19 protein-coding genes are annotated in these 21,040 nt (G+C 38.2%); 9 read left to right on the top strand and 10 right to left on the bottom strand.

Annotated features, from left to right (window positions below; all coding sequences use genetic code 11):
* Window positions 1–58: 58 nt before the first annotated feature.
* Window positions 59–769, top strand: a complete 711-nt coding sequence (locus ACZZZW_RS19990; protein WP_463496111.1) for an MCP four helix bundle domain-containing protein — start codon at window positions 59–61, stop codon at window positions 767–769.
* 334 nt (window positions 770–1,103) lie between these two features.
* On the opposite strand, the gene ACZZZW_RS19985 is transcribed toward ACZZZW_RS19990, so the two are convergent.
* Window positions 1,104–1,949 (bottom strand): CvfB family protein, encoded by an 846-nt coding sequence (locus ACZZZW_RS19985; protein WP_055905733.1) that lies wholly within the window; start codon window positions 1,947–1,949, stop codon window positions 1,104–1,106.
* Window positions 1,950–2,219: 270 nt separating this feature from the next.
* Here ACZZZW_RS19985 and ACZZZW_RS19980 point away from each other — a divergent pair, with 270 nt between their 5' ends.
* The 8 genes from ACZZZW_RS19980 (at window position 2,220) to ACZZZW_RS19945 (ending at window position 12,358) form a co-directional block, all read left to right on the top strand.
* On the top strand, window positions 2,220–2,822 hold the full coding sequence (locus ACZZZW_RS19980; protein ID WP_055905729.1) for an LURP-one-related/scramblase family protein: 603 nt from the start codon (window positions 2,220–2,222) through the stop codon (window positions 2,820–2,822).
* 188 nt (window positions 2,823–3,010) lie between these two features.
* Window positions 3,011–4,747, top strand: coding sequence for an ABC transporter ATP-binding protein (locus ACZZZW_RS19975; RefSeq protein ID WP_463496108.1), 1,737 nt, complete (start codon window positions 3,011–3,013; stop codon window positions 4,745–4,747).
* On the top strand, window positions 4,731–6,491 hold the full coding sequence (locus ACZZZW_RS19970) for an ABC transporter ATP-binding protein (protein WP_463496106.1): 1,761 nt from the start codon (window positions 4,731–4,733) through the stop codon (window positions 6,489–6,491). The genes ACZZZW_RS19975 and ACZZZW_RS19970 overlap by 17 nt, the downstream gene beginning before the upstream one ends.
* A 63-nt stretch (window positions 6,492–6,554) precedes the next feature.
* Window positions 6,555–7,445 (top strand): SMP-30/gluconolactonase/LRE family protein, encoded by an 891-nt coding sequence (locus ACZZZW_RS19965; protein WP_463496104.1) that lies wholly within the window; start codon window positions 6,555–6,557, stop codon window positions 7,443–7,445.
* 365 nt (window positions 7,446–7,810) lie between these two features.
* The gene (locus ACZZZW_RS19960; protein WP_055905718.1) at window positions 7,811–10,234 is read left to right on the top strand and encodes a DUF4982 domain-containing protein; all 2,424 of its coding nucleotides are present in this window, start codon (window positions 7,811–7,813) and stop codon (window positions 10,232–10,234) included.
* 578 nt (window positions 10,235–10,812) lie between these two features.
* On the top strand, window positions 10,813–11,103 hold the full coding sequence (locus ACZZZW_RS19955; protein WP_055906590.1) for a hypothetical protein: 291 nt from the start codon (window positions 10,813–10,815) through the stop codon (window positions 11,101–11,103).
* Window positions 11,104–11,251: 148 nt separating this feature from the next.
* Complete coding sequence (locus ACZZZW_RS19950; RefSeq protein WP_055906587.1) at window positions 11,252–11,440, top strand: cold-shock protein; 189 nt, start codon at window positions 11,252–11,254, stop codon at window positions 11,438–11,440.
* A gap of 246 nt (window positions 11,441–11,686) precedes the next feature.
* Window positions 11,687–12,358, top strand: a complete 672-nt coding sequence (locus ACZZZW_RS19945; RefSeq protein WP_463496101.1) for a hypothetical protein — start codon at window positions 11,687–11,689, stop codon at window positions 12,356–12,358.
* Between the two features lies 1 nt (window position 12,359).
* On the opposite strand, the gene ACZZZW_RS19940 is transcribed toward ACZZZW_RS19945, so the two are convergent.
* The 9 genes from ACZZZW_RS19940 to ACZZZW_RS19900 all read right to left on the bottom strand — a co-directional run bounded on the left by ACZZZW_RS19940 (window position 12,360) and on the right by ACZZZW_RS19900 (window position 20,851).
* A complete protein-coding gene (locus tag ACZZZW_RS19940; RefSeq protein ID WP_055905710.1) occupies window positions 12,360–12,701 on the bottom strand; it encodes a hypothetical protein in 342 nt (113 codons plus the stop codon).
* A 1,465-nt stretch (window positions 12,702–14,166) separates the two neighbouring features.
* Window positions 14,167–15,075, bottom strand: a complete 909-nt coding sequence (gene moaCB / locus ACZZZW_RS19935) for a bifunctional molybdenum cofactor biosynthesis protein MoaC/MoaB (protein WP_055905707.1) — start codon at window positions 15,073–15,075, stop codon at window positions 14,167–14,169.
* A 1-nt stretch (window position 15,076) separates the two neighbouring features.
* Complete coding sequence (locus ACZZZW_RS19930) at window positions 15,077–15,520, bottom strand: molybdenum cofactor biosynthesis protein MoaE (protein WP_055905704.1); 444 nt, start codon at window positions 15,518–15,520, stop codon at window positions 15,077–15,079.
* A 1-nt stretch (window position 15,521) separates the two neighbouring features.
* The gene (locus tag ACZZZW_RS19925) at window positions 15,522–16,628 is read right to left on the bottom strand and encodes a ThiF family adenylyltransferase (protein WP_055905701.1); all 1,107 of its coding nucleotides are present in this window, start codon (window positions 16,626–16,628) and stop codon (window positions 15,522–15,524) included.
* Window positions 16,629–16,632: 4 nt separating this feature from the next.
* On the bottom strand, window positions 16,633–16,866 hold the full coding sequence (locus ACZZZW_RS19920; RefSeq protein ID WP_055905698.1) for a MoaD/ThiS family protein: 234 nt from the start codon (window positions 16,864–16,866) through the stop codon (window positions 16,633–16,635).
* A 112-nt stretch (window positions 16,867–16,978) separates the two neighbouring features.
* On the bottom strand, window positions 16,979–18,157 hold the full coding sequence (locus ACZZZW_RS19915) for a molybdopterin molybdotransferase MoeA (protein WP_463496096.1): 1,179 nt from the start codon (window positions 18,155–18,157) through the stop codon (window positions 16,979–16,981).
* Between the two features lie 7 nt (window positions 18,158–18,164).
* Complete coding sequence (gene moaA, locus ACZZZW_RS19910; RefSeq protein ID WP_055905693.1) at window positions 18,165–19,145, bottom strand: GTP 3',8-cyclase MoaA; 981 nt, start codon at window positions 19,143–19,145, stop codon at window positions 18,165–18,167.
* On the bottom strand, window positions 19,142–19,735 hold the full coding sequence (locus ACZZZW_RS19905; RefSeq protein WP_055905690.1) for a nucleotidyltransferase family protein: 594 nt from the start codon (window positions 19,733–19,735) through the stop codon (window positions 19,142–19,144). The genes moaA and ACZZZW_RS19905 overlap by 4 nt, the downstream gene beginning before the upstream one ends.
* Window positions 19,736–20,851 (bottom strand): XdhC family protein, encoded by a 1,116-nt coding sequence (locus ACZZZW_RS19900; protein WP_463496092.1) that lies wholly within the window; start codon window positions 20,849–20,851, stop codon window positions 19,736–19,738.
* Between the last annotated feature and the right edge of the window lie 189 nt (window positions 20,852–21,040).

Below are 21,040 nucleotides of genomic sequence, written 5' to 3'. Positions count from 1 at the left end.
TTCAGCATTTATCCTGCAAACACTCCATGATATGAATTCGGGGCGATGGTTAAGTGGCATGCAAGCACGAAGAATTTTAATACTAACCAACTATATGATGAAATTTGCCTTTAGTCTTAAAAACAAACTGAAAATCGCTTTCCTACTTTTTTGCATCATGTGTTGCACCCTGTTAATCCGCTTTTTGGAAGATAAGAGTTTAGAAAAAATTAATGAGTCTTTTATTTCGATGTACAATGACAGACTTGTGCCGGCAACTGATTTATATTTTATTGCCGAAAACCTGTATTATAAGAATGAGATTCTTCAGGGAATTTTGTTGGGCGATACAGTTGTTCAACTTTCAACCGGGATTGCAAAAATGAATAAACACAACCGGAAAATAGATTCGGTGATTAAAAAATACGAGCTTACTTTATTGGTGAAGCAGGAGAAAAGCTTTTTGAATGAGCTTAAAAAGGCTTTGGTTTTTCAGCAAAAAGTAGAGTCGGGCATACTGAATGCAGTTGGCATAGAAGGTAAGGGTATTTATGAATCGATGGGCAAAAATGCGGCTAACCAAACCCTGGCCAAACTCTCTGCGCTTATTAAAATACAATCTAACGTTGGTAAAGAATTGATTAAAGATTCAGAAGTTTTTGTTTCAGGCACAAAAGTTTATTCTACTTTGCAGGTTATATTAGCTATCGTAATCGGGATTATGATTGTGGCAATTGTTTCAGCTTCTAATGCGGTGAAAATTCAGAGCGATAAGTTTAATTTGAATTAGGTTTTTTGCTACGGAGACACGGAAAACTATTCCGTGTTAATCTGTATTTCCGTGGCTGAATTATTTTGCTTATTGGTTGGTGTCACACCGACCAACATTATCTATCTACTGTATTATATTTATCCAATTTGGAGGTGAGTATGCCCCTTTCGGTCGGTGTGACACCAACCGATAAAATAAGATTTCTCCATTCCGCTTTGCTTCAGTCGAAATGACGATTTATATATTGGCCACGGAGGCGCGGAAATCACGCAAAACTATTCCGTGTTAATCTGTGTTTCCGTGGCTAAATTATTTATAACATCTGTGTTTATCCTTTTGATCTGTGGCTAACTTATTCTGCTTCCTCGTCTGTAATCAATCTGATCGAATCGTCAGAAAGTACAATCAGGCGCTCTTTGTATAACGAACCAATGGTTTTTTTAAATGCACTTTTGCTGATCTGGAAGCGGTGATAAATATCTTCAGGAGAACTTTTATCGCCCAATTCAATTACGCCACCACTTTTTTTCAGCTCTCTCAACATCATTTCTTTCGAATCGAGAATATGGCCATACCCACTTGGTTGTAATGTTAAATCAATTTTACCTTCCACACGGATTTTCTTAATCCATCCTTTACGCATTTCGCCCGGTTGGATATTATCGAAAACCTCGTTATTGTAAAGCAAACCGATATAAGTATTGTTGATGATTGCATTGAAACCAAGATCGGTTTCTTCGGTAATTAACAGGCTCACCTCATCACCTTCTTCAAAATCGAAACCATCTTCTTCAACAAAATCGTAAAGTTTAGAAGAAGCCAGCAAGCGGTCGTTACTTTCATCTAAGTATAGGTAAACCACATATTTATAGCCTTTTTGCATCGGCCTTTTTTGTTCGCGATCTGGAACATAAACATCTTTATCGATACCAAGATCCATAAATACGCCTTCATCACCATCAGATACTACTTTCAAAAAGGCAAAATCGCCTACTTCGGCATAAGCTTTTTGTGTTGTTCCTGTTAAGCGGCCATCTTTTTGTACAAAAACAAAAACGGTAATATTATCGCCAATTTCTACGCCATTCGGAACGTATTGGTAAGGCAGGATGACCAGTTTATCGCCATCGGTTAAGTTTAATCCGGCTTCTGTTTTGCTTAAAATCCTTAACTCGTTGTATTTTCCTATTTCAATCATGTGTTTTGGGTTTAACCATTTTCTTCAATGGCTTTTGTTGCAAAGGTAGCAATGTTTGTTTGCAAAATTGATTTTAAATCATTTGGAAGGGTACTGTAGTCTTTCATCGGAAAATGTAGGCGGGCTGTTCGCTAAATCCTCGATGAAAAATCGGGGATATCGCTGCCATCCCGTTTAAAATGAGCGCTTGTGCTGCGAATACGCCTTATTAGAACTTACAGTAAAAAAAAATTATATATTTTAGCGGCTTATCTAATATTAATCTACAATATGAACAAGCAGATTCCTCCATTTTTTTTAAGCGACGAGTATTTTATTGATGAGAAAGTAAACTTCTTAAAGTTTGCAAACGAGTACAAAGTGTATAACGATCAGGGTGCTCAGATCGGGATTATTAAGCAGCGTATTTCTGGCTGGCAAAAGGCTTTAACCTTATTGATTGATAAGCGTATGATGCCTTTTAAATTAGAAATTACCGATACCAACGACCAGTTGCAGGCCACCATTACCAGAGGCTGGACGTTCTGGATGTCGAAAATAATTGTTACCGATCCGCTTGGTGTTGAAGTGGGTATTATCAAACAAAAATTTAAGTTCTTTAAACCCACTTTTACCATTTCGAGTCCAACATCGGGTGAGGAGATTGCCAAAATATCTGGCGATTGGAAGGCCTGGAATTTTAGCATCACCAATAATGTAGGTGCTGAGATGGGCAAAATAAACAAAAAATGGGCTGGCGCTTTGAAAGAAGTTTTCACTACGGCCGATAAATACAATGTTTCTATCGATCCCAGTTATGCCGAAAGTAATCAAAAGGTTGCGATTGTGGCTACAGCGATTACCATTGATATGGTTTTGAAAGAAAGCAAATAGTATAAATGATTGAATTATTGAATGATTGAATGAGTGGATGATTGAATCTAAGGAAGATTGATTTAATTAAAATCCCCCTAAAACATTCACTCACTCAAAATTCAATCATTCTCTAATTCATTATTTTCTAATTTAATCATTTCTTTCGGCTAAATTTGGAATCTACAATTTAAGGTATCTTCATTGATATGGAAAAAACCAAAGGAGCCAAAAAGCCAAGTATTTTCAGTTTGCTTGGAAATTACAGGGGCTTAATTTTTATGCTGATCCTCTTTGCATTACTAAGTAACGGTATCAATTTACTTTTACCGAAAATTATTGCAAGCGGTATCGATTCTTATACCAACAAAACATTCAACCTTCAAACAATACTTTTCCAGTTTTCACTTGCCATTGTATTGGTTTTTATCTTTACCTATTTACAGAGTATTGTACAAACCTATGCTTCTGAACGTGTGGTCAGAGATTTAAGAACCAGGTTATCTGATCAGATTTCGCGACAAAGCCATGCCTACATCATTCAGGCAAACCCGTCTAAACTGCTCACCAACCTTACCGCAGATGCCGATTCGATAAAAATGTTTGTTTCGCAGGCAATTGTTTCCATCTGTTCATCTATTTTTCTCATTGTTGGGGCCAGTATCCTGCTGCTGATGATTAACTGGAAACTGGCACTTTGTGTAATTGCAATTGTACCCATTATTGGCGGTGCATTTTTCTATGTGTTAAGCAAGGTAAAAGTACTTTTTAAAAAGAGCAGGGAAGTTATCGATTGGCTTAACAAAGTAATTAGCGAAAGTATTTTAGGTTCGGCATTAATTCGCGTAATTAACTCACAGGCTTTAGAATACAATAAGTTTTTAGATGCAAATGCCAAAGCAAGAGATTTAGGGATTTCCATCCTTCGCATGTTTGCGGCACTTATTCCGATAATTGTTTTTACAGCCAATTTATCGGGCTTATGTATTCTGGTACTGGGTGGCCATTTTGTAATTACAAATTCAATGTCGCTAGGAGAGTTTACAGCCTTTAGCAGCTACTTAACCCTTATCATATTCCCCATTTTGGTAATTGGGTTTATGAGCAATGTAATTGCGCAGGCTACGGCCTCTTACCAAAGGATAGAAAGTGTGCTAAATGCTGCAGAAATCAATCATCCCGGTACACTTACTACCCAGCTAAATGGCGATGTGGAGGCGAAAGACATTAATTTAAGTTTTGGGCAGAAACCAGTTCTGAAAGCTGTTTCATTTTCTGCAAAGGCAGGTTCAAAAACAGCTATAATCGGTCCAACTGCTGCAGGGAAAACCCAATTGCTGTATATTTTAACGGGTTTGATTGATGCAGATTCTGGTGCGGTATTATATGATGGGGAAGAGATTAAACATTACAATCAGGAGAATTTCCACCAGCAGGTAGGTTTTGTATTTCAGGATAGCATTATGTTTAACATGAGCATCAGGGAAAACATTGCTTTTAGCGATACCGTTACAGATGAATCTCTGGCCAAAGCAATTGCCACAGCCGAACTTAAAGATTTTGTTGATGCCTTGCCCGATCAGTTGAATACCATTGTTTCTGAACGGGGCAACAGTCTTTCAGGCGGACAAAAACAACGCATTATGCTTGCCCGGGCATTGGCGGTAAATCCAAAAATATTATTACTTGATGATTTTACCGCCCGTGTTGATAACAACACCGAGAAAAGGATTTTGGAGAACATCCAGCAAAATTATTCGGGTTTAACTTTACTATCCATCACCCAAAAAATAGCTTCTGTTGAACATTATGACAAGGTGATTTTGCTGATGCAGGGCGAAATCATTGCAGAAGGAACTCATCAGGAATTACTGAAAAGCAGTCCTGAATATGTTCAGATTTACAATTCACAACAGAGCACCAGCAATTATGAACTACAATCTTAACCAGCTTAACACCGGGCAGGAAAAGCAATCTACTTATAAGGCGCTAAAGAGTTTGCTTAAACTCATCTCTGCCGAAAGAAGAAATCTTTGGCTGGCACTCATTGCCATTTTAGTAAATTCAGGTTTATTGCTTTTGGGGCCATTATTGGTTGGGCACACGGTTGATACCTATATCCGTACCAAACAATTTCATGGTGTGCTTATTTTTGGCGGCATTTTATTGGTGATGTACATGATTGCCATGGTTACCGGGTATACCCAAACCAGGTTGATGGGTGGGGTTGGCCAGCGCATGTTATATACTTTGCGCAATGCCATTTTTAATAAACTGCAAGAATTGCCGGTTTCGTTTTTCAATCAGAATAAAGCCGGAGATTTAATATCGAGGGTAAATAACGATACCGATAAGCTCAATCAGTTTTTCTCACAATCGTTAATGCAGTTTATAGGCAGTATTGTAACCATGATTGGTGCCGGTATTTTCTTGCTTTCGATTAATCTGGAACTTGGTGCGGCAACATTATCGCCCGCTGTGGTTATTGTGCTTTTCACGGTGGTTTTATCGCCATGGGTAAAAGGAAAAAATGCCAAAAACCTAAAAAGCGTTGGCGGCATGAGTGCCGAAATACAAGAAAGTCTGAACAATTTTAAAGTAATTATTGCTTTTAACCGCAGAGATTATTTTAGGAAACGTTTTGACGAAGCCAATGCCGAAAACTATAAAACAGCCATTGGGGCAGGTTTGGCCAATAACATTTTTGTGCCGGTTTATGGCCTGCTGTCGAGCGTTGCACAGTTAATTACCTTATTATTTGGTATTCATCTCATATCTACCGGTAATTTTACCCTGGGTTTATTGGTGAGTTATATTGCTTATACCACCAATTTTTATAATCCACTAAGGCAATTGGCCGCCCTTTGGACCAGTTTTCAGGTGGCTATGGCAAGTTGGGACAGGATTTCGCAGATTTTATCATTAGAGAGTGACTTAAAACAAATCCAAGGTGAAGGAACCACAACTTCTGATGCTTTGCTGGAATTTAAAAATGTGCATTTCTCATATGATGACAGTAAAGAAATTCTCCATAACATTAACCTGAGGTTCGAAAAAGGAAAAACTTATGCTTTAATTGGGCCAACCGGGGGTGGCAAAACAACCACAGCATCCTTAATTTCCCGTTTGTACGATGCCACAAAAGGTACTGTTTTGTTAAATGGGAAAGATATCCGTTCTTTTTCAGCGCAGGAGCGAACTCAGAAAATCGGTTTTATTTTACAGGAGCCATTTTTATTTACGGGCACTGTAAAAGAAAATATTTTGTATGGCAACAGTCAGTACAAAGATGTTAGTGATGCAGAATTGGAAAAAATAATTGAAGAAGCCAATCTGAATGCACTCCTGGCGATATTTGATGAAGGATTAAATACGCAGATCACCTCTGGCTCAGACAGTATAAGTTTAGGACAGAAGCAGTTGCTTGCCTTTATGCGTGCAGTTTTACGAAATCCTGAATTATTAATCCTCGATGAGGCTACAGCCAATATTGATACCATAACCGAACAACTTTTAGGTAGTATTTTAAACAAACTCCCGAAAGAAACCACCCTCGTAATTATTGCACACCGTTTAAATACGATTGAAAATGCCGACGAAATTTATTTTGTAAATGAAGGAGAAGTGCAGAAGGCAGGTACGTTGAATGATGCATTAAATATGTTACTTAAAGGGAAGCGGGTAAGTTAATATCTTTAAAGATCTAGCAGGTTTCGAAAACCTGTGGGGTGTAATCAAATAATAATAACACAAATGAAAAAGTATTTATTTTCGCTGGCATTTTCTGCCTTAAGTATAGCATCCTTTGCACAAAGCAACGATCAAAACATTTTTGTTCAAGATAGCTTAAAGTTGATTTCATCACAATTTAAATTTACTGAAGGTGCATCGGTTGATAAACAGGGAAATGTTTTTTTTACCGATCAGCCAAACGATAAAATCTGGAAATATAGTACAGATAACAAGCTGAGCCTATATATGGATAAATCGGGCAGGGCCAATGGTACCTACTTTGATAAAAAAGGCAACCTCATTGTTTGTGCTGATGAAAATAACCAGATCTGGTCTATCGATAAGAACAAAAAAATTAAAGTACTCTTCAACGATTATGAAGGCAAAAAAGTAAACGGACCAAACGATATCTGGTTAGATGCCAAGGGAGGGATTTATTTTACCGATCCTTACTATCAGCGTGATTACTGGACGCGTAAATCGCCCGAAATACAAGGACAGAAAGTGTATTACCTGCCAAAGGGCAAAAAAGAAGCGGTTGTAGTTGCAGATGATGTAATTAAGCCTAATGGAATTGTAGGTACGCCAGATGGTAAATTTTTATACGTTGCTGATATGAGCGCCAATAAAACATACCGTTATACCATTAATGCGGATGCTAAACTAACAGACAGGCAGCTTATTCTTAACCAAAATTCGGATGGGATGACTTTAGATAGCAATGGAAACATTTATATAACAGGAAAAGGCGTAAACATTTACAAACCAAGCGGAGAAAAAATCGGACATATTGATGTGCCTGAGGAGTGGTGTGGAAACATTTGTTTTGGTGGAATAAAGAAAAATATACTATTTATTACGGCCTCGAAATCGCTTTATGTAATGCCAACGAACGCAAAAGGAGTAGAGTAACAGCCCTTGAACAACGTTAAATACCTGATAATTAAGGATGAATTAAACAGAAAATTTTTTCTGTTCAGTTTATTCATACCCAAAAAATATTAAAGTCATTATTTAGTTTTGAGCTTCCTACTTATAGGGATAGACGACTATGAAAAAGCCCTCTCAGGATTGAAGGGCTTTTTTACTTTTAACGCGCTGTTCTGAAAATCAAAACAAACAAATACTGCTGGCAATAAACTTCACATTTTTGACTAAATTTTAAGCAATAAAAGCAAAAATTTTAGTGTAGAAAAGCATGTAATTAACATTGGATGTGGTAATGGTTTAAAAAGAAGTTATCTTGCCTGTCGAATCAATCATCCAAAATATTCTAAATGAAAAAAATCTTTTTCTCGCTTGTTATTGCTGTACTTTTCCATTTAAATGCCTTTGCACAAAGAACAGAAATCCTGTTAGATGAAGGCTGGAAATTCTCCAAAGGAAATTTTTCAAATGCTGCCGAATCTACTTTTAACGATACACGCTGGGAAACAGTTGCTGTTCCGCACGATTGGGCCATTAGCGGGCCATTTGATAAGGAAATAGATAAACAGGTGGTTGCAATTACTCAGAACGGAGAAAATAAAGCCAGTGAAAAAACAGGTCGTACCGGTGCTTTACCTTATATAGGTGAAGGTTGGTACAGAAAAAAACTGAATCTGCCGGCAATTAAGCCAAATCAACAAGTACTGCTTCAAATCGATGGAGCAATGAGTGAGCCACGCGTATACCTGAATGGCAAACAGGTTGGGCAATGGAATTACGGTTACAACTATTTTTATATTGATATCACCAATGATTTAAAAGCGAATGACAATATTTTGGCCATTCACCTGAGGAATATGCCAAAATCGTCACGCTGGTACCCTGGGGCAGGTTTATACCGCAATGTTCATGTAATCATTAAAGAAGATAAAGGTATCGAACAATGGGGCATCACCGTTACCACCCCGATAGTTAAGAAAGAATTTGCCAAAGTAAATATTAAAACCAAACTGACCGGAAAAGGGATTCGCTTGGTAACGCAGATTTTGGATAGTTTAGGAAAACAGGTAGCACTTGATACAGCAAAATCCATCTTCGGAAATGAAACTGATCAAAATATAGAAATCAGCAATCCTAAACTCTGGAGTCCGGAGAGGCCATATTTGTATACCTCAGTATCGAGTGTTTATGAAGGAAACACATTAAAAGATGTAGTGAAAACGAGGTTTGGCATTAGAAGCATAAGTTTTAGTGCTGGTATAGGTTTCAGCCTTAACGGTAAAGTGAGAAAATTTAAAGGCGTTTGTTTGCACCACGATTTAGGGCCGCTTGGTGCTGCCATTAACACCGCTGCATTAAGGAGACAGTTAACCATTTTAAAAGAAATGGGTTGCGATGCCATCAGAAGTTCGCACAATATGCCTTCGCCCGAGCAACTGGAGCTTTGTGATGAAATGGGCTTTATGTTTTTGGCAGAAAGTTTTGATGAATGGGCAAAAGCAAAAGTGGAAAATGGTTATCATTTGTATTTTAACACCGATGCCGAAAAAGATGTTGTAAACCTGGTGCAGGCCAATAAAAATCATGCATGTATTGTAATGTGGAGTTCAGGAAATGAAGTTCCCGATCAGTTTGGAGCAGAAGGGGTTAAGCGGGCCAAATGGCTTCAGGGAATTTTCCACCGCGAAGATCCTACCCGCCCGGTTACCGTAGGGATGGACCAGGTGAAAGCAACCATGCAATCGGGTTTTGGAGCTGTAATGGATATCCCAGGTTTAAATTATCGGGTACCCCTTTACGAAGAAGCAAATAAGGTATTTCCTCAGGGATTTATCCTTGGATCAGAAACCGCATCAACCGTAAGTTCGAGAGGGATTTATAAATTTCCGGTAGTTAAGGGATTTGATAAACAGTATCCTGATTTTCAGTCCTCATCTTATGATCTCGAATATTGCAGCTGGTCTAACGTGCCCGACGATGATTTTGTAATGCAGGATGATAAGCCCTGGGTAATAGGGGAGTTCGTATGGACAGGTTTCGATTACCTTGGCGAACCAACTCCTTACGATAGCAGCTGGCCATCAAGAAGTTCTTATTTCGGAATTTCTGATCTTGCTGGCTTACCTAAAGACCGTTATTATTTGTACCGGAGCCGTTGGAACAAAACAGCACCTACCTTGCATTTACTTCCACATTGGAACTGGGAGGGCAGAGAAGGGCAAACCACACCTGTATTTGTATACACCAGTTACGATAGTGCCGAACTTTTTTTAAATGGTAAAAGTTTAGGTATACGTAAAAAGGATAAATCAACACCACAAAACCGTTACCGGTTAATGTGGAAGGACGTTAAGTACGAGCCTGGCACATTAAAAGTGGTGGCGTTAGATAGTAATGGGAAGCCTGTAGCCGAAGAAAAAATTAATACCGCAGGCAAACCAGCTAAAATAGTACTTACAGCTGATCGAAAACAGATTAGTGCAGATGGAAAAGACCTTTCTTTTGTAACTGTATCTGTGGTAGATAAAAACGGAAATCCTTGTCCTACCGCAACCAATGCTTTAAATTTAGAAGTAAAAGGAGCAGGCAAATTTAAAGCAGTTTGTAATGGCGATGCCACTTCTTTAGAGTCTTTCGTAAAACCAACCATGAAGTTGTTCAGCGGCAAATTGGTTGTTTTAGTACAATCGGATAAAAAAGCTGGTGCAATACAGTTGAAAGTTAAAGGTAAGGGGTTGCAGGATGGTGGTGTAGAAATTGTTGCTGTGAAGTAGTGATTGGTTATCTGATTGGGCTTTTCTTTTGATTGGAAAGATTTCTCGGCTGCGCTGTGCTTCGCTGGAAATGACGGTTGCCATAAAATAAATCGTCATTTCGACCGTAGCGGAGAAATCTTTGATTGTGATTTTAAACATTATTGAGTAAGATCTTAAGCACTTTAAAAAATTTCTCGGCTGCGCTATGCTTCGCTCGAAATGACGGTTGCCATAAAATAAATCGTCATTTCGACCGTAGCGGAGAAATCTTTGATTGTGATTTTAAACATTATTGAGTGTGATCTTAAGCACTTTAAAAAATTTCTCGGCTGCGCTATGCTTCGCTCGAAATGACGGTTGCCATAAAATAAATCGTCATTTCGACCGTAGCGGAGAAATCTTTGATTGTGATTTTAAACATTATTGAGTTTGATCTTGAGCACTTTAAAAGATTTATCGGCTGCGCTGTGCTTCGCTCTAAATGACTGCAGTGTGATATAATATGTAATGTTAAATAATTGTATATCTACTGTTACAATTAACCTTATTCATTATAATTGGTTAAATTAGCATACATTAAAAATACTGATAAGCTTATGGAAAATCTAAAAGAAGAAACCAAAATCAAAGCTTTCCTCAGCAAAATTAAAGCAGAGTGGCCCGGAGTTGTAGAGCGCTTTGAGTTTAAAACAGGCAATGTAATCTACGTTCATTTAAAAGAAGGCATTTCGAGTATCGATTTTCTTGGTAAACTTTCAAGGCAGGTAGAACGTTTTGTAGATTTCAGTATGCCGATCATTTTGTATCATATTGAAAGTGACGGTATGAATTTAAGATCACATCCCATCAATTGGTATTCTTCAATCACCCAGAGAAAATCTATCTAACTTTTTAACCGTACTCATACGGTAAAATGGCAAACAATCTTTACAGTTGTAAATATTTTGTGCATAAACTTCAATTTTGTTTGCCAGTAATTTTGGTTTTTGGGTTTTAATCCTATTTTTGATTTTTAATTTAAAAACATCCAGTATAATGAAAAACGGAACAGTAAAATTTTTTAACTCAGAAAAAGGCTTTGGCTTTATTAAAGAAGACAGCGGATCTGAGATTTTTGTGCATGCATCAGGCCTGATTGATGAAATCAGAGAGAATGATACAGTTGAATACGAAGTTCAAGAAGGCAAAAAAGGCCTTAATGCAGTGAAAGTAAGAGTTGTTTAATTCTTCCCTAAAAAGATTTTGAGCAGGATTTAGTCCTGCTTTTTTTTTGCACAGTAATTTGCTTTTAATTGTTCGCAACGCAAATCTAATTTACTAAATAAAAAAGTTGAAAAAATTTCTTTCTCATTTCTAGTCAATTACCGACTTAATCAGTCTTGATGCTACTTCCTGTAGTTGTTTTCTGGATTGGATTTTTATTTTTGCTCTTGTCGATACATTCGGCCGGAACCAAACAGACTAATATTTTTGCAACTTTCTATTTTTTCAATTCAGGAACCTGTTTTAAATAACAAACCTATTGATCGTGGTACTTTTATGGCTGCGGCACAGTTTGTAACTGCACTCAATTTTGCCGGTGAATTTGAGCTTTTAAGTTTATCTGCTATGAATAATCAACAAGGTAATGCTAAAAAAGGCGGACTGGTATTTGTACGCAACGGCACATTAAAAATGCATCCCGAAATTTACGATCATTTAGCGTTAATATCAATTTCTTCCATTTGTGCAGGTAGCGTGTATTTTCATGGTCGCGATAAAATTGCCGCCGGAATTGCAAACCTCCCTTACAGCGATGGCCTTTTAAACCTCGAGGGGGCAGAAGAAGATTATATGGCTTTTAAACGATTGTGTAGTCCTGTTTCGCGGTTCTTTTTGTTGCAGGCTAAAAAAGTGCAATGGTCTGCAATCCTCTCTGCCTTTAGGTTTTTAATGGTAGATGGCATTTGGGATGTGGTTAATTTTGTTGCCCATGCCATTAATCAGGCTGATGCGGATGTTTTGGCCTGTGCGCAGCTTTTAGAAAATATGCAAAAGCAAGATTGGTATCTTCGTTTTTGTATGTCAGTTAAAGATTATTACGCTTCAAGGTATCCCTTAAGTAAAATCAGATTGGAAGCTGAGCTGCCAGAAATGGCCTGAGTTATTTCAGGTAATTTTCCAATAAAGCACTAATATCCTCCCCAATTGCCCTATTGCCCATGTTATTAAGCTTTTGTTGAGAAGAATTGTGCTTTTCGATATACGTAGCCTCAGTTTTATTAAATTTTAAATACCCTTGCTCAAAATAACGTTCTTCAATTTCGTTTGAAGAATCCATCGATCTAAACCATAATTTAATTAAAGAGCCTGTAATTTTATCAAAATAAAGCCAATGAAAAGTTGCTTCAGCATCTGCATTAGCGGGCAGATCCAAACGCTTAATTTCTAATATAACGGTATCTGTATTTTGGAAAAAGTATAAAATCTTATATTTAGAGGACATGCCGCAAAAATAGGACTTAATTTTTGATCAGAGAAGAGATTTTTACTGTTTAAATTTAATATTTCTGATCTTTGATTTATATCAACAATTGTATCGCTCAATTATTATTTCAAGGCTCAACATGATGATCCTAATAGGTTATTGTTAGATGCTATTAGGTTTTAAGTTGATGCTATTAGCTTGTTATTTGAACCTAATAGGTTCTGCTTTGAAGCTTTTAGCTTGTTATTTGATGCCAATAGAATTAGAGATGATTTTTGCTACGGAAACACAGAAAGCACTGTAAACTACATCGTCCTCGTTTGTAACGAGGATGTACGAATAAAGCGATTTAATCGCTCTTAAAGGAATTATTTTCGCATTGCAAATGCGTACCTCAAAAATCCTCGTTACAAACGAGGACTATTTAAGCATTTTAAACATCGTTTATGGGGCTTCAACTACGCTCAGACTTACAACAATAGTAGCGCAGTCGTCATTGCGAGAAGGCTTTTTCAGCCGACGAAGCAATCTTTGTGGCAAGAACCATTAGCATGAAAAATTGCTTCGTAGTCCTCCTCGCAATAACGATTCAGATATGGTCAGGATTTAAATTTTATTAATATTTCTCACACTACATCGTCCTCGTTTGTAACGAGGATGTACGAATAAAGCGATTTAATCGCTCTAAAGGAATTATTTTCGCATTGCAAATGCGTACCTCAAAAATCCTCGTTACAAACGAGGACTATTCAAGCATTTTAAACATCGTTTATGGGGCTTCAACTACGCTCAGACTCACAATAATAGTAGTGAGGTCGTCATTGCGAGAAGGCTTTTTCAGCCGACGAAGCAATCTTTGTGGCAAGAACCACTAGCAATGAAAGATTGCTTCGTAGTTCCTCCTCTCAATAACGATTTTAGATGTTGGTCAGGATTTAAATTTTATTAATATTTCTCACACTACATCGTCCTCGTTTGTAACGAGGATGTACGAGTAAAGCGATTTAATCGCTCTTAAAGGAATTATTTTCGCATTGCAAATGCGTACCTCAAAAATCCTCGTTACAAACGAGGACTATTTAAGCTTCAACTACGCTCAGACTTACAACAATAGTAGCGCGGTCGTCATTGCGAGAAGGCTTTTTCAGCCGACGAAGCAATCTTTGTGGCAAGAACCACTAGCATGAAAAATTGCTTCGTAGTTCTTCCTCTCAATAACGATTTCAGATGTGGTCAGGATTTAAATTCCATTAATGTTTCTCACTCTTAACCATCCCACTACATCGTCCTCGTTTGTAACGAGGATTTACGAGTAAAGCGATTTTATCGCTCTTAAACAACTAAAGGTAGCGAGGTCGTCATTGCGAGAAGGCTTTTTCAGCCGACGAAGCAATCTTTGTGGCAAGAACCATTAGCATGAAAAATTGCTTCGTAGTTCCTCCTCGCAATAACGATTTCAGATGTGGTCAGGATTTAAATTCCATTAATGTTTCTCACCCTTAACCACCTTAAATAAATGTAAAACCTGCGGAAACAGGGCATCCATACTTTCTTCAACACCGCTTTTAGAACCTGGAAAGGTAAGTACCAACGTTTCTCCCCTAAAACCTGCCACACCACGCGAAAGCATGGCATAAGGCATACGCTCCTGGCCATAACTGCGGGCAGTTTCCATAATCCCTTCAATATTCCGGTCTAGTAAAGGTGAAATGGCTTCTGGTGTAACATCGCGTGGCGAAAGTCCGGTTCCTCCAGTAAAAATCACAAGTTGGTAACCGCTATTGCTTAATTCAAGCGCTTTATCCCTAATGATATTTACCTCATCAGGTACAATTTCGTATTTTTCTACATCAATTTCCCATTGCCTTAAACGCGAAATAATTGCTTTACCAGAACTATCCTGTGCTTTGTTTTCAAAAACAGAATCCGAACATACCACCACAGCAGCTTTTATTTCGGGGAACCGGGCATTTTTAAGGTCTGATTTTCCGCCTGATTTTTTTAAAAGTCTGATATTTTCAATCTCTACGCCTTTATCAATCGGCTTTAGCATATCATACATGGTTAAAGCCGTTACCGATGCGCCGTGCATGGCTTCAACTTCTACACCAGTTTTGTATATGGTATGTACTTCTACAGTGATAATAATGGTTAAACCAGTAATTTCGTAGGTAATAGCGGTATATTCTATAGGGAGCGGGTGGCAATCCGGAATCACATCGCTGGTTTTTTTTACTCCGAATAATCCGGCTGCACGGGCAAATTCAAATACATCACCTTTTGGTATTTTACGTTGTTCAATGGCATCAATAGTTTCCTGTTTCGATACTTTAACAGTAGCGGTTGCAACGGCAATCCTTAAAGTGTTGGATTTTTTTGTAATGTTTACCATGTTACGTATTTTCTTTCCATTGGTGTGTTTCGTCTTCGAATATTTCTTTTCCCCAAATTGGTAATTCTGCTTTTAAGCGGTCTACCACTTCGCTGCAAGCGGCTATTGCAGGTTTGCGGTGTGCCGATGAAGTAAAAACAAAAAGGCATATTTCGCCAGTCTTAACCTTACCCAGGCTATGGTAAATGTGCATGCAGTTAAGGGGATATTTCTCAAAAATATCTGCTCTGATCTGGTGCATTTTTTCAAGGGCAAGATCTTCATAAGCGGTGTAATCAATCGCAGCTACAAATTTGCCTTCAATTTCATCTTTCCTCACCTGACCCATAAAAATACTATGACCGCCAATAGCGGTTTTGTTGCTGTGTTTGGCTATGCTATCGGCTATAAAATCAGGCTCGATCCGACCGTTTACAAATATATTTTTTATCTTTTTTTCGCTCATGTTACGATCTGAGAAAATGATCTCTCCATTTTACAATACCACCTTTTAAACTGTAAATCTTTTTTGCGTCGCCATATTTTTCTTGCATGGCCTCTGCTGCGGCTACGCTTCTAATGCCGTGCTGACAAATTAAAACCACATGTTTCTGATAAAATTCTTTAGTCATAAAAGCACCAAATTCTGACATGGGTACCTGCGTAAAAATCTGTTTATCCAACACTGGTACTTCATGTCGTTCACGTACATCGATTAAAATAACCGATTCCAGCTGTTGGAGTTTAACCAGTTCATTGGCATCAATTTCTATATAACTCTGTGGCTTTTCGTTCGTATCCTGATAATTCATATTTAAAAATTCATCAACAGTTTTGGGTAGGGTATAACCTTCTCCGCGACTGATGCCGATGGTATATTGTTCTTGTGTAAGTAAATTATAACTTAATATTTTGTTGGTGAGGGGTTGCCCAATTCTTGCAATTAATTTGATTGTTTCTGCTGCGGCCATGGTGCCTAAAATGCCTGGTAACACGCCAATAACACCATTTTCAGCACAATTTGGTATTTCTCCCTTATCGGGTGGAATGGGGAAAAGATCGCGGTAATTGGTGCTGGGCATTAAATGATCAGGGGTGTTAAATATGGCGAGCTGACCTTCAAACCCTGATACAGCAGCAAAAATCAATGGTTTGTTTAGCAAGGCACAGGCATCGTTTATGAGGTATCTCGATTCAAAATTATCTGTACCATCAAGTATGTAATCGTATCTGGATATGATATCGAGGATATTGTTTTTTTGCAAACGGATGGGATGGCGGATAATCCCGATTTGGGTATTCATCTCCTGAAGGCGTTTTGCCGCAACTTCTACTTTCAGCTTACCAATATCAGCCGTTGTAAACAGAATCTGTCTGTGCAGGTTGGATAAAGCAATCGCATCATCATCAACAATGCCAATGTGGCCAATGCCGGCAGCGGCCAGGTATTGCAGGGCAGGGCAGCCTAAACCACCGGCGCCAATAACGAGTACCTTTGCCCTTAAAAGCAGTTGTTGTGCCTCTTCTCCAAACCCTTTAAGGATAATTTGCCGGTTGTATCGCTCTGCACTCATATTTTTATCCCCCCGAAAAAGGTGGCATTATTGCTATTGTAGCGTTATTGTTGATTGTAGTATTTTCCTGAACAATATTTTTGTTAAGGGCAAGTTTATATTTCATGCTTTTTAAAGCAGGAAACTGATTTTCAAGATACTGTTTAAAAGCATCGGTATCGGCTATGCCATCAACATCAATGTTTTGATTGCTGATAAACTCGGCTATTTTGCCAAAACTGATCATTTCGATTTTCATGCTGCTAATTTACCGTTAAGATGCTGGTTTTGCCCCATCCTGTTTTAAAACTTCTTTTTTGCGAATCATTCATCCCAATCCTCACAGATAACACAAAGTTTGCCATCGTGTTTTAATAAGGGAAAAGCATTACCGTTAGTACATCACCTTTTTCGTAATGTTCTACTTTTTCCTCCAGGCAGATGAGGCAATTGGCTTGCGCAAATGAACTCAACCTGTACGATTCCTGTGCATTTAAAGGCGTAACCTTTCCCTTATCATAACGGCCTTTAAGAAAATGTGCAAGGCCTGCCGGTTTACTGTATGGATGTGTAAGTTCGGCCTCGATTTCCATCAAATTATTTACTTTATTTGAGAGTGATTTGATAGAAGGAAGCACGTAATTATAGTAACAACTGAGTACAGATGAAGGATTACCAGGAAGACCAAAGATTAGTTTTTCTGCTATTGTGCCGAAAAACAATGGTTTGCCAGGTTTTTGCTTCACTTTATGGAAAATTTGTTTGATGCCACACTGTGCTGCTGCTTCAATTACAAAATCATAGTCGCCCACACTTACTCCTCCCGTTAGCAATACAACATCATTACCTGCTATTGCCTTTTGAAGTACATTTTTAAGAATTTGCAGGTTATCATCAGCTTCGTAAACAGTAATCTGTTCAATACCTTCGTGTTTTAAAGCAGCCGATAAAGAATAAGAATTAGATTCGTACACTTGCCCAAATCCAAGCATTTTTCCGGGCTGTTGCAGCTCTTTCCCCGTTACAATAATGGCAGCCCTTGGCATTGGGTAAACGCTTAGGTTATTTAAGCCTATGCCAGCCAAAAATCCAATTGCGGCAGCACTCAGCATACTCCCTTTTTCCATAGCCAATGCTCCGGCTTTTATTTCAGAACCTTTATCGCGTACATTTAAACCCAGTTTTAAATTTGAATCTTGTATGGTTATTCTCCCATCTGCACGGATAATTTTCTCCTGCATCACCACAGTATCAGCACCTTTGGGTAATGGGGCCCCTGTAAAAATTCTGCTGGTTTCGCCATTTTGAATGGTGATATCTGTCTCCGTTCCTGCGGCCATTTCGCCGATAAGAACAAGTTCTTTTTCGCGGTCTGCAAATTTAATTGCATAACCATCCATAGAAGATTGACTAAATGCCGGAATATCGTATTGTGCGTAAACATCAGCAGCAAGGATATGCCCTGATGCCTTTGCCAAATCGATTGAAACAGGATTAAGTGCTTTTGTATGTTTAGAAATGAGGTTTTTTGCTTCTTTTACGCTGATCATGAAAATTTTATCCTCCAATGGTAATCATACTCCTGTTTTGAATGGTAGTGGCATCAATTTTTTCGAAATCGCTCACCAATTGCCCCCCTAAGGCTTTCTTTTTGCTCCAAATAGTAGATTGGATTAAGGGTAACACTTCTTCATTGTTGCGCAATGCGGTAAGTAAATCTGTTTCGCTATCAGAAAATAAGCAGTTTTTTAGTTTGCCATCTGCAGTTAAACGCATGCGGTTACAGGTATCGCAAAAAGGATTGGTCATGGTGCTGATAATGGCAAATGAACCTTCGTGACCGGGGATCATGAAACTTTTGGCGGTATCGTGCGGTTCACCCTTAACAGGCAAAACCGTGAAATCTTTTTCTACCACTGCCAGTATTTCATCAAGAGAAAACATTTTGTTGCTCGTCCATTTGTTGCCGCTAAATGGCATAAACTCAATAAACCTGATCTGAATAGGGTTATGTTTGGTCCAACTGATAAAATCGTTTATTTCGTTATCATTAAGGCCTTTCATTACCACCATGTTTACTTTTACTTTGATTTTGTGTTGTAAAAGCAGTTCGATGTTGCTGCGTACCTGATGAAAAACATCTCTTCGGGTAATCATAAAAAACTTTTCGGGTTGCAGCGTATCTAGGCTTATATTTATGGTTTTAATGCCTGCCTCTTTTAGCACAGGGAGCATTTCTGCAATGCGTGTTCCATTTGTGGTAATTACAAGTTCTACAGGAAGTTTACCTAATGCAGCAATAATTTCGGCAGCATCTTTTCTAACCAGTGGTTCGCCTCCGGTAAGCCTTATTTTTTTTACGCCATTGGCTACAAAGATTTCAGCTAGTTTGATAATTTCATCAGTTTGCATAAGTCTTGAAGCAGGGGTAAAGTCGTATTCCTCTTCCGGCATACAATAAAAGCAGCGAAAATTGCAGTTGTCAGTGAGCGATATCCGCAGGTAATCGTGTATTCTTCCAAAAGAATCTGCTATCATTGTTGGCTAATTAAATGGTTATAATCGGTTTCTGTGTCAATATCAATTTCTCCTTCTTCAAAAACTACTGTTTCCACGTCTTGAGGATATTGCTTTAATAAGTTTTTTGCACCTTCATCACCTGTAAGGGATAGAAGTGAATCAAAATAATGTTCTTTAAATAGAACGGGTGTTCCTATCGTTTCGGCATATTTACTGGCAATTATATTTTTACCTGTTTCCTTCTGCTTCTCAATTAAGTTATTAAAGTTACTCATTTTTATAAAAGCCTGGTCGGCAACTGCAATAATGGTACTTTCAATTTCGCTATCATTGTTTATTAATGTCGAAAGTCCGGCAACAATGCTTGTAGCCATTCCTTTTTCCCAACTGTCGTTAACCACAAAAGTAACCTCATCAGTTTGATGGTGTTTGGCAATTTCTTCAGCATTTGCACCTAAAACAACAATAACAGGTTTAAAGTTTGTTTTAAGGGCTTCATCTATTACGGTTTGCAATAGTGTTTTGCCTTTATAATCTAAAAGTTGTTTTGGCCTCCCCATGCGAGAAGAATTACCTGCTGCCAATATAATGATGCCCGTTCTTAACATTTAATTGTTTTTTAATTCGTAAACATGAATGGGATTTTTTTTCTCTTTCAAGAAAGATGCCGAGGCACCGGTAAACACCGATTTAATTTCTGCTAAAATAGAAATGGCAATTTCTTCTGCAGTTTCAGCACCAATATCCAGTCCGATGGGGCCGTGAACACGTGTTTCATTTTCTGGTGTGGCCAAATTCAACTCTTCCAACATTCTGATCAGTTTTTTCTTCGGGCCTAAAATACCAATATATGGTGCGTTGGTATCCAATAAATATTTTAGCAGCTCAAGATCATAATTGTAATTATGTGTCATCAATACCAAAGCAGTTTGTTCATCTATTTCTACCTGAGCAAGCACATTATCGGGTTTGCTTACTAAAATCCGTGAAGCGTTTACAAAACGTTGAGCAGTAGCATGTGTAGGTCTTCCATCAACAACTGTAACTTCCCAGCCTAAAAGGTAAGCCATTTCGGCCAGTGGCTGTGCATCGTTGCCTGCACCAGCTATAATTAAGGAAATTGGTGGGTGTATAAACTCCAAAAAGGCATCAATTTGCTCATCGCTAATTTTATATACATTAAAAGCAGTTGTTTTATTCGCGAAAACCTTTTCTGTATCCCTAATGAGTTCATCTTTAATTGATGTAGGTATTTTTGATTGTATTGTATGCTGCTTAAATAATAAACTAGTGCCCAATTGAAGTTTATCGGTTAGCGAGAAAAGTGTTGCCAATACGGCACTTTCTCTGGTGCTTTGCAAAGCGATTAATATGGTTATCGGGTTTAGTTCATCTTGATCGATAATAGGCTCGAAAAGAATATGCACAATACCGTTGCAGCCCAACTGAACACCAAATTTGGCATCGTCTTCATCAGTAGTATCATAAGTAATTAGTTTATTTTCTTGCTGTACAATAGCCGAAAGAGCTTTTCTTAGTGCATCACCTTCCAGGCAACCCCCGCTAATGGCACCTGTTAACTGCCCATCTTCGGTAATGAGCATCCTGGCGCCAGGCCTGCGGTAAGATGAACCTTCTACCTTAACTACCGTTGCCAACGCCATTCTTTTCTTCTCCTTGCCCGCCTTATGGTAGGCCTTTATAATATCGGTAATTTCTTTCATTAGGGATAGATCAATAGATGATGCAATTTAATGATAATCTGTTAGAAATGGCAATAATGCCGAAACGGATTAAGTAGCTATAAGCGATCTATATTTTTTTTGATGCGACAATACATGGCATACTCTCGCATTTAATAATTTGTTAGCGTATTTCACTATAGGTATTTAATCAGGAGTGATAACTACTAG

Source organism: Pedobacter sp. AC379 (genome assembly GCF_979258145.1).
This window is presented reverse-complemented; position numbering and strand designations above follow the sequence as displayed.

Excerpts from the sequence above, each read along its gene's own strand:
- ACZZZW_RS19955 (WP_055906590.1), top strand. The coding sequence starts at position 10,813 with ATGGAAAATCTAAAAGAAGAAACCAAAATCAAAGCTTTCCTCAGCAAA.
- ACZZZW_RS19925 (WP_055905701.1), bottom strand. The coding sequence starts at position 16,628 with ATGAGTGCAGAGCGATACAACCGGCAAATTATCCTTAAAGGGTTTGGA.
- ACZZZW_RS19920 (WP_055905698.1), bottom strand. The coding sequence starts at position 16,866 with ATGAAAATCGAAATGATCAGTTTTGGCAAAATAGCCGAGTTTATCAGC.
- ACZZZW_RS19975 (WP_463496108.1), top strand. The coding sequence starts at position 3,011 with ATGGAAAAAACCAAAGGAGCCAAAAAGCCAAGTATTTTCAGTTTGCTT.
- ACZZZW_RS19900 (WP_463496092.1), bottom strand. The coding sequence starts at position 20,851 with ATGAAAGAAATTACCGATATTATAAAGGCCTACCATAAGGCGGGCAAG.
- ACZZZW_RS19985 (WP_055905733.1), bottom strand. The coding sequence starts at position 1,949 with ATGATTGAAATAGGAAAATACAACGAGTTAAGGATTTTAAGCAAAACA.
- ACZZZW_RS19980 (WP_055905729.1), top strand. The coding sequence starts at position 2,220 with ATGAACAAGCAGATTCCTCCATTTTTTTTAAGCGACGAGTATTTTATT.
- ACZZZW_RS19915 (WP_463496096.1), bottom strand. The coding sequence starts at position 18,157 with ATGATCAGCGTAAAAGAAGCAAAAAACCTCATTTCTAAACATACAAAA.
- moaCB (WP_055905707.1), bottom strand. The coding sequence starts at position 15,075 with ATGGTAAACATTACAAAAAAATCCAACACTTTAAGGATTGCCGTTGCA.
- ACZZZW_RS19965 (WP_463496104.1), top strand. The coding sequence starts at position 6,555 with ATGAAAAAGTATTTATTTTCGCTGGCATTTTCTGCCTTAAGTATAGCA.
- ACZZZW_RS19950 (WP_055906587.1), top strand. The coding sequence starts at position 11,252 with ATGAAAAACGGAACAGTAAAATTTTTTAACTCAGAAAAAGGCTTTGGC.
- ACZZZW_RS19970 (WP_463496106.1), top strand. The coding sequence starts at position 4,731 with ATGAACTACAATCTTAACCAGCTTAACACCGGGCAGGAAAAGCAATCT.
- ACZZZW_RS19905 (WP_055905690.1), bottom strand. The coding sequence starts at position 19,735 with ATGTTAAGAACGGGCATCATTATATTGGCAGCAGGTAATTCTTCTCGC.
- ACZZZW_RS19960 (WP_055905718.1), top strand. The coding sequence starts at position 7,811 with ATGAAAAAAATCTTTTTCTCGCTTGTTATTGCTGTACTTTTCCATTTA.
- ACZZZW_RS19940 (WP_055905710.1), bottom strand. The coding sequence starts at position 12,701 with ATGTCCTCTAAATATAAGATTTTATACTTTTTCCAAAATACAGATACC.
- moaA (WP_055905693.1), bottom strand. The coding sequence starts at position 19,145 with ATGATAGCAGATTCTTTTGGAAGAATACACGATTACCTGCGGATATCG.
- ACZZZW_RS19930 (WP_055905704.1), bottom strand. The coding sequence starts at position 15,520 with ATGAGCGAAAAAAAGATAAAAAATATATTTGTAAACGGTCGGATCGAG.
- ACZZZW_RS19990 (WP_463496111.1), top strand. The coding sequence starts at position 59 with ATGCAAGCACGAAGAATTTTAATACTAACCAACTATATGATGAAATTT.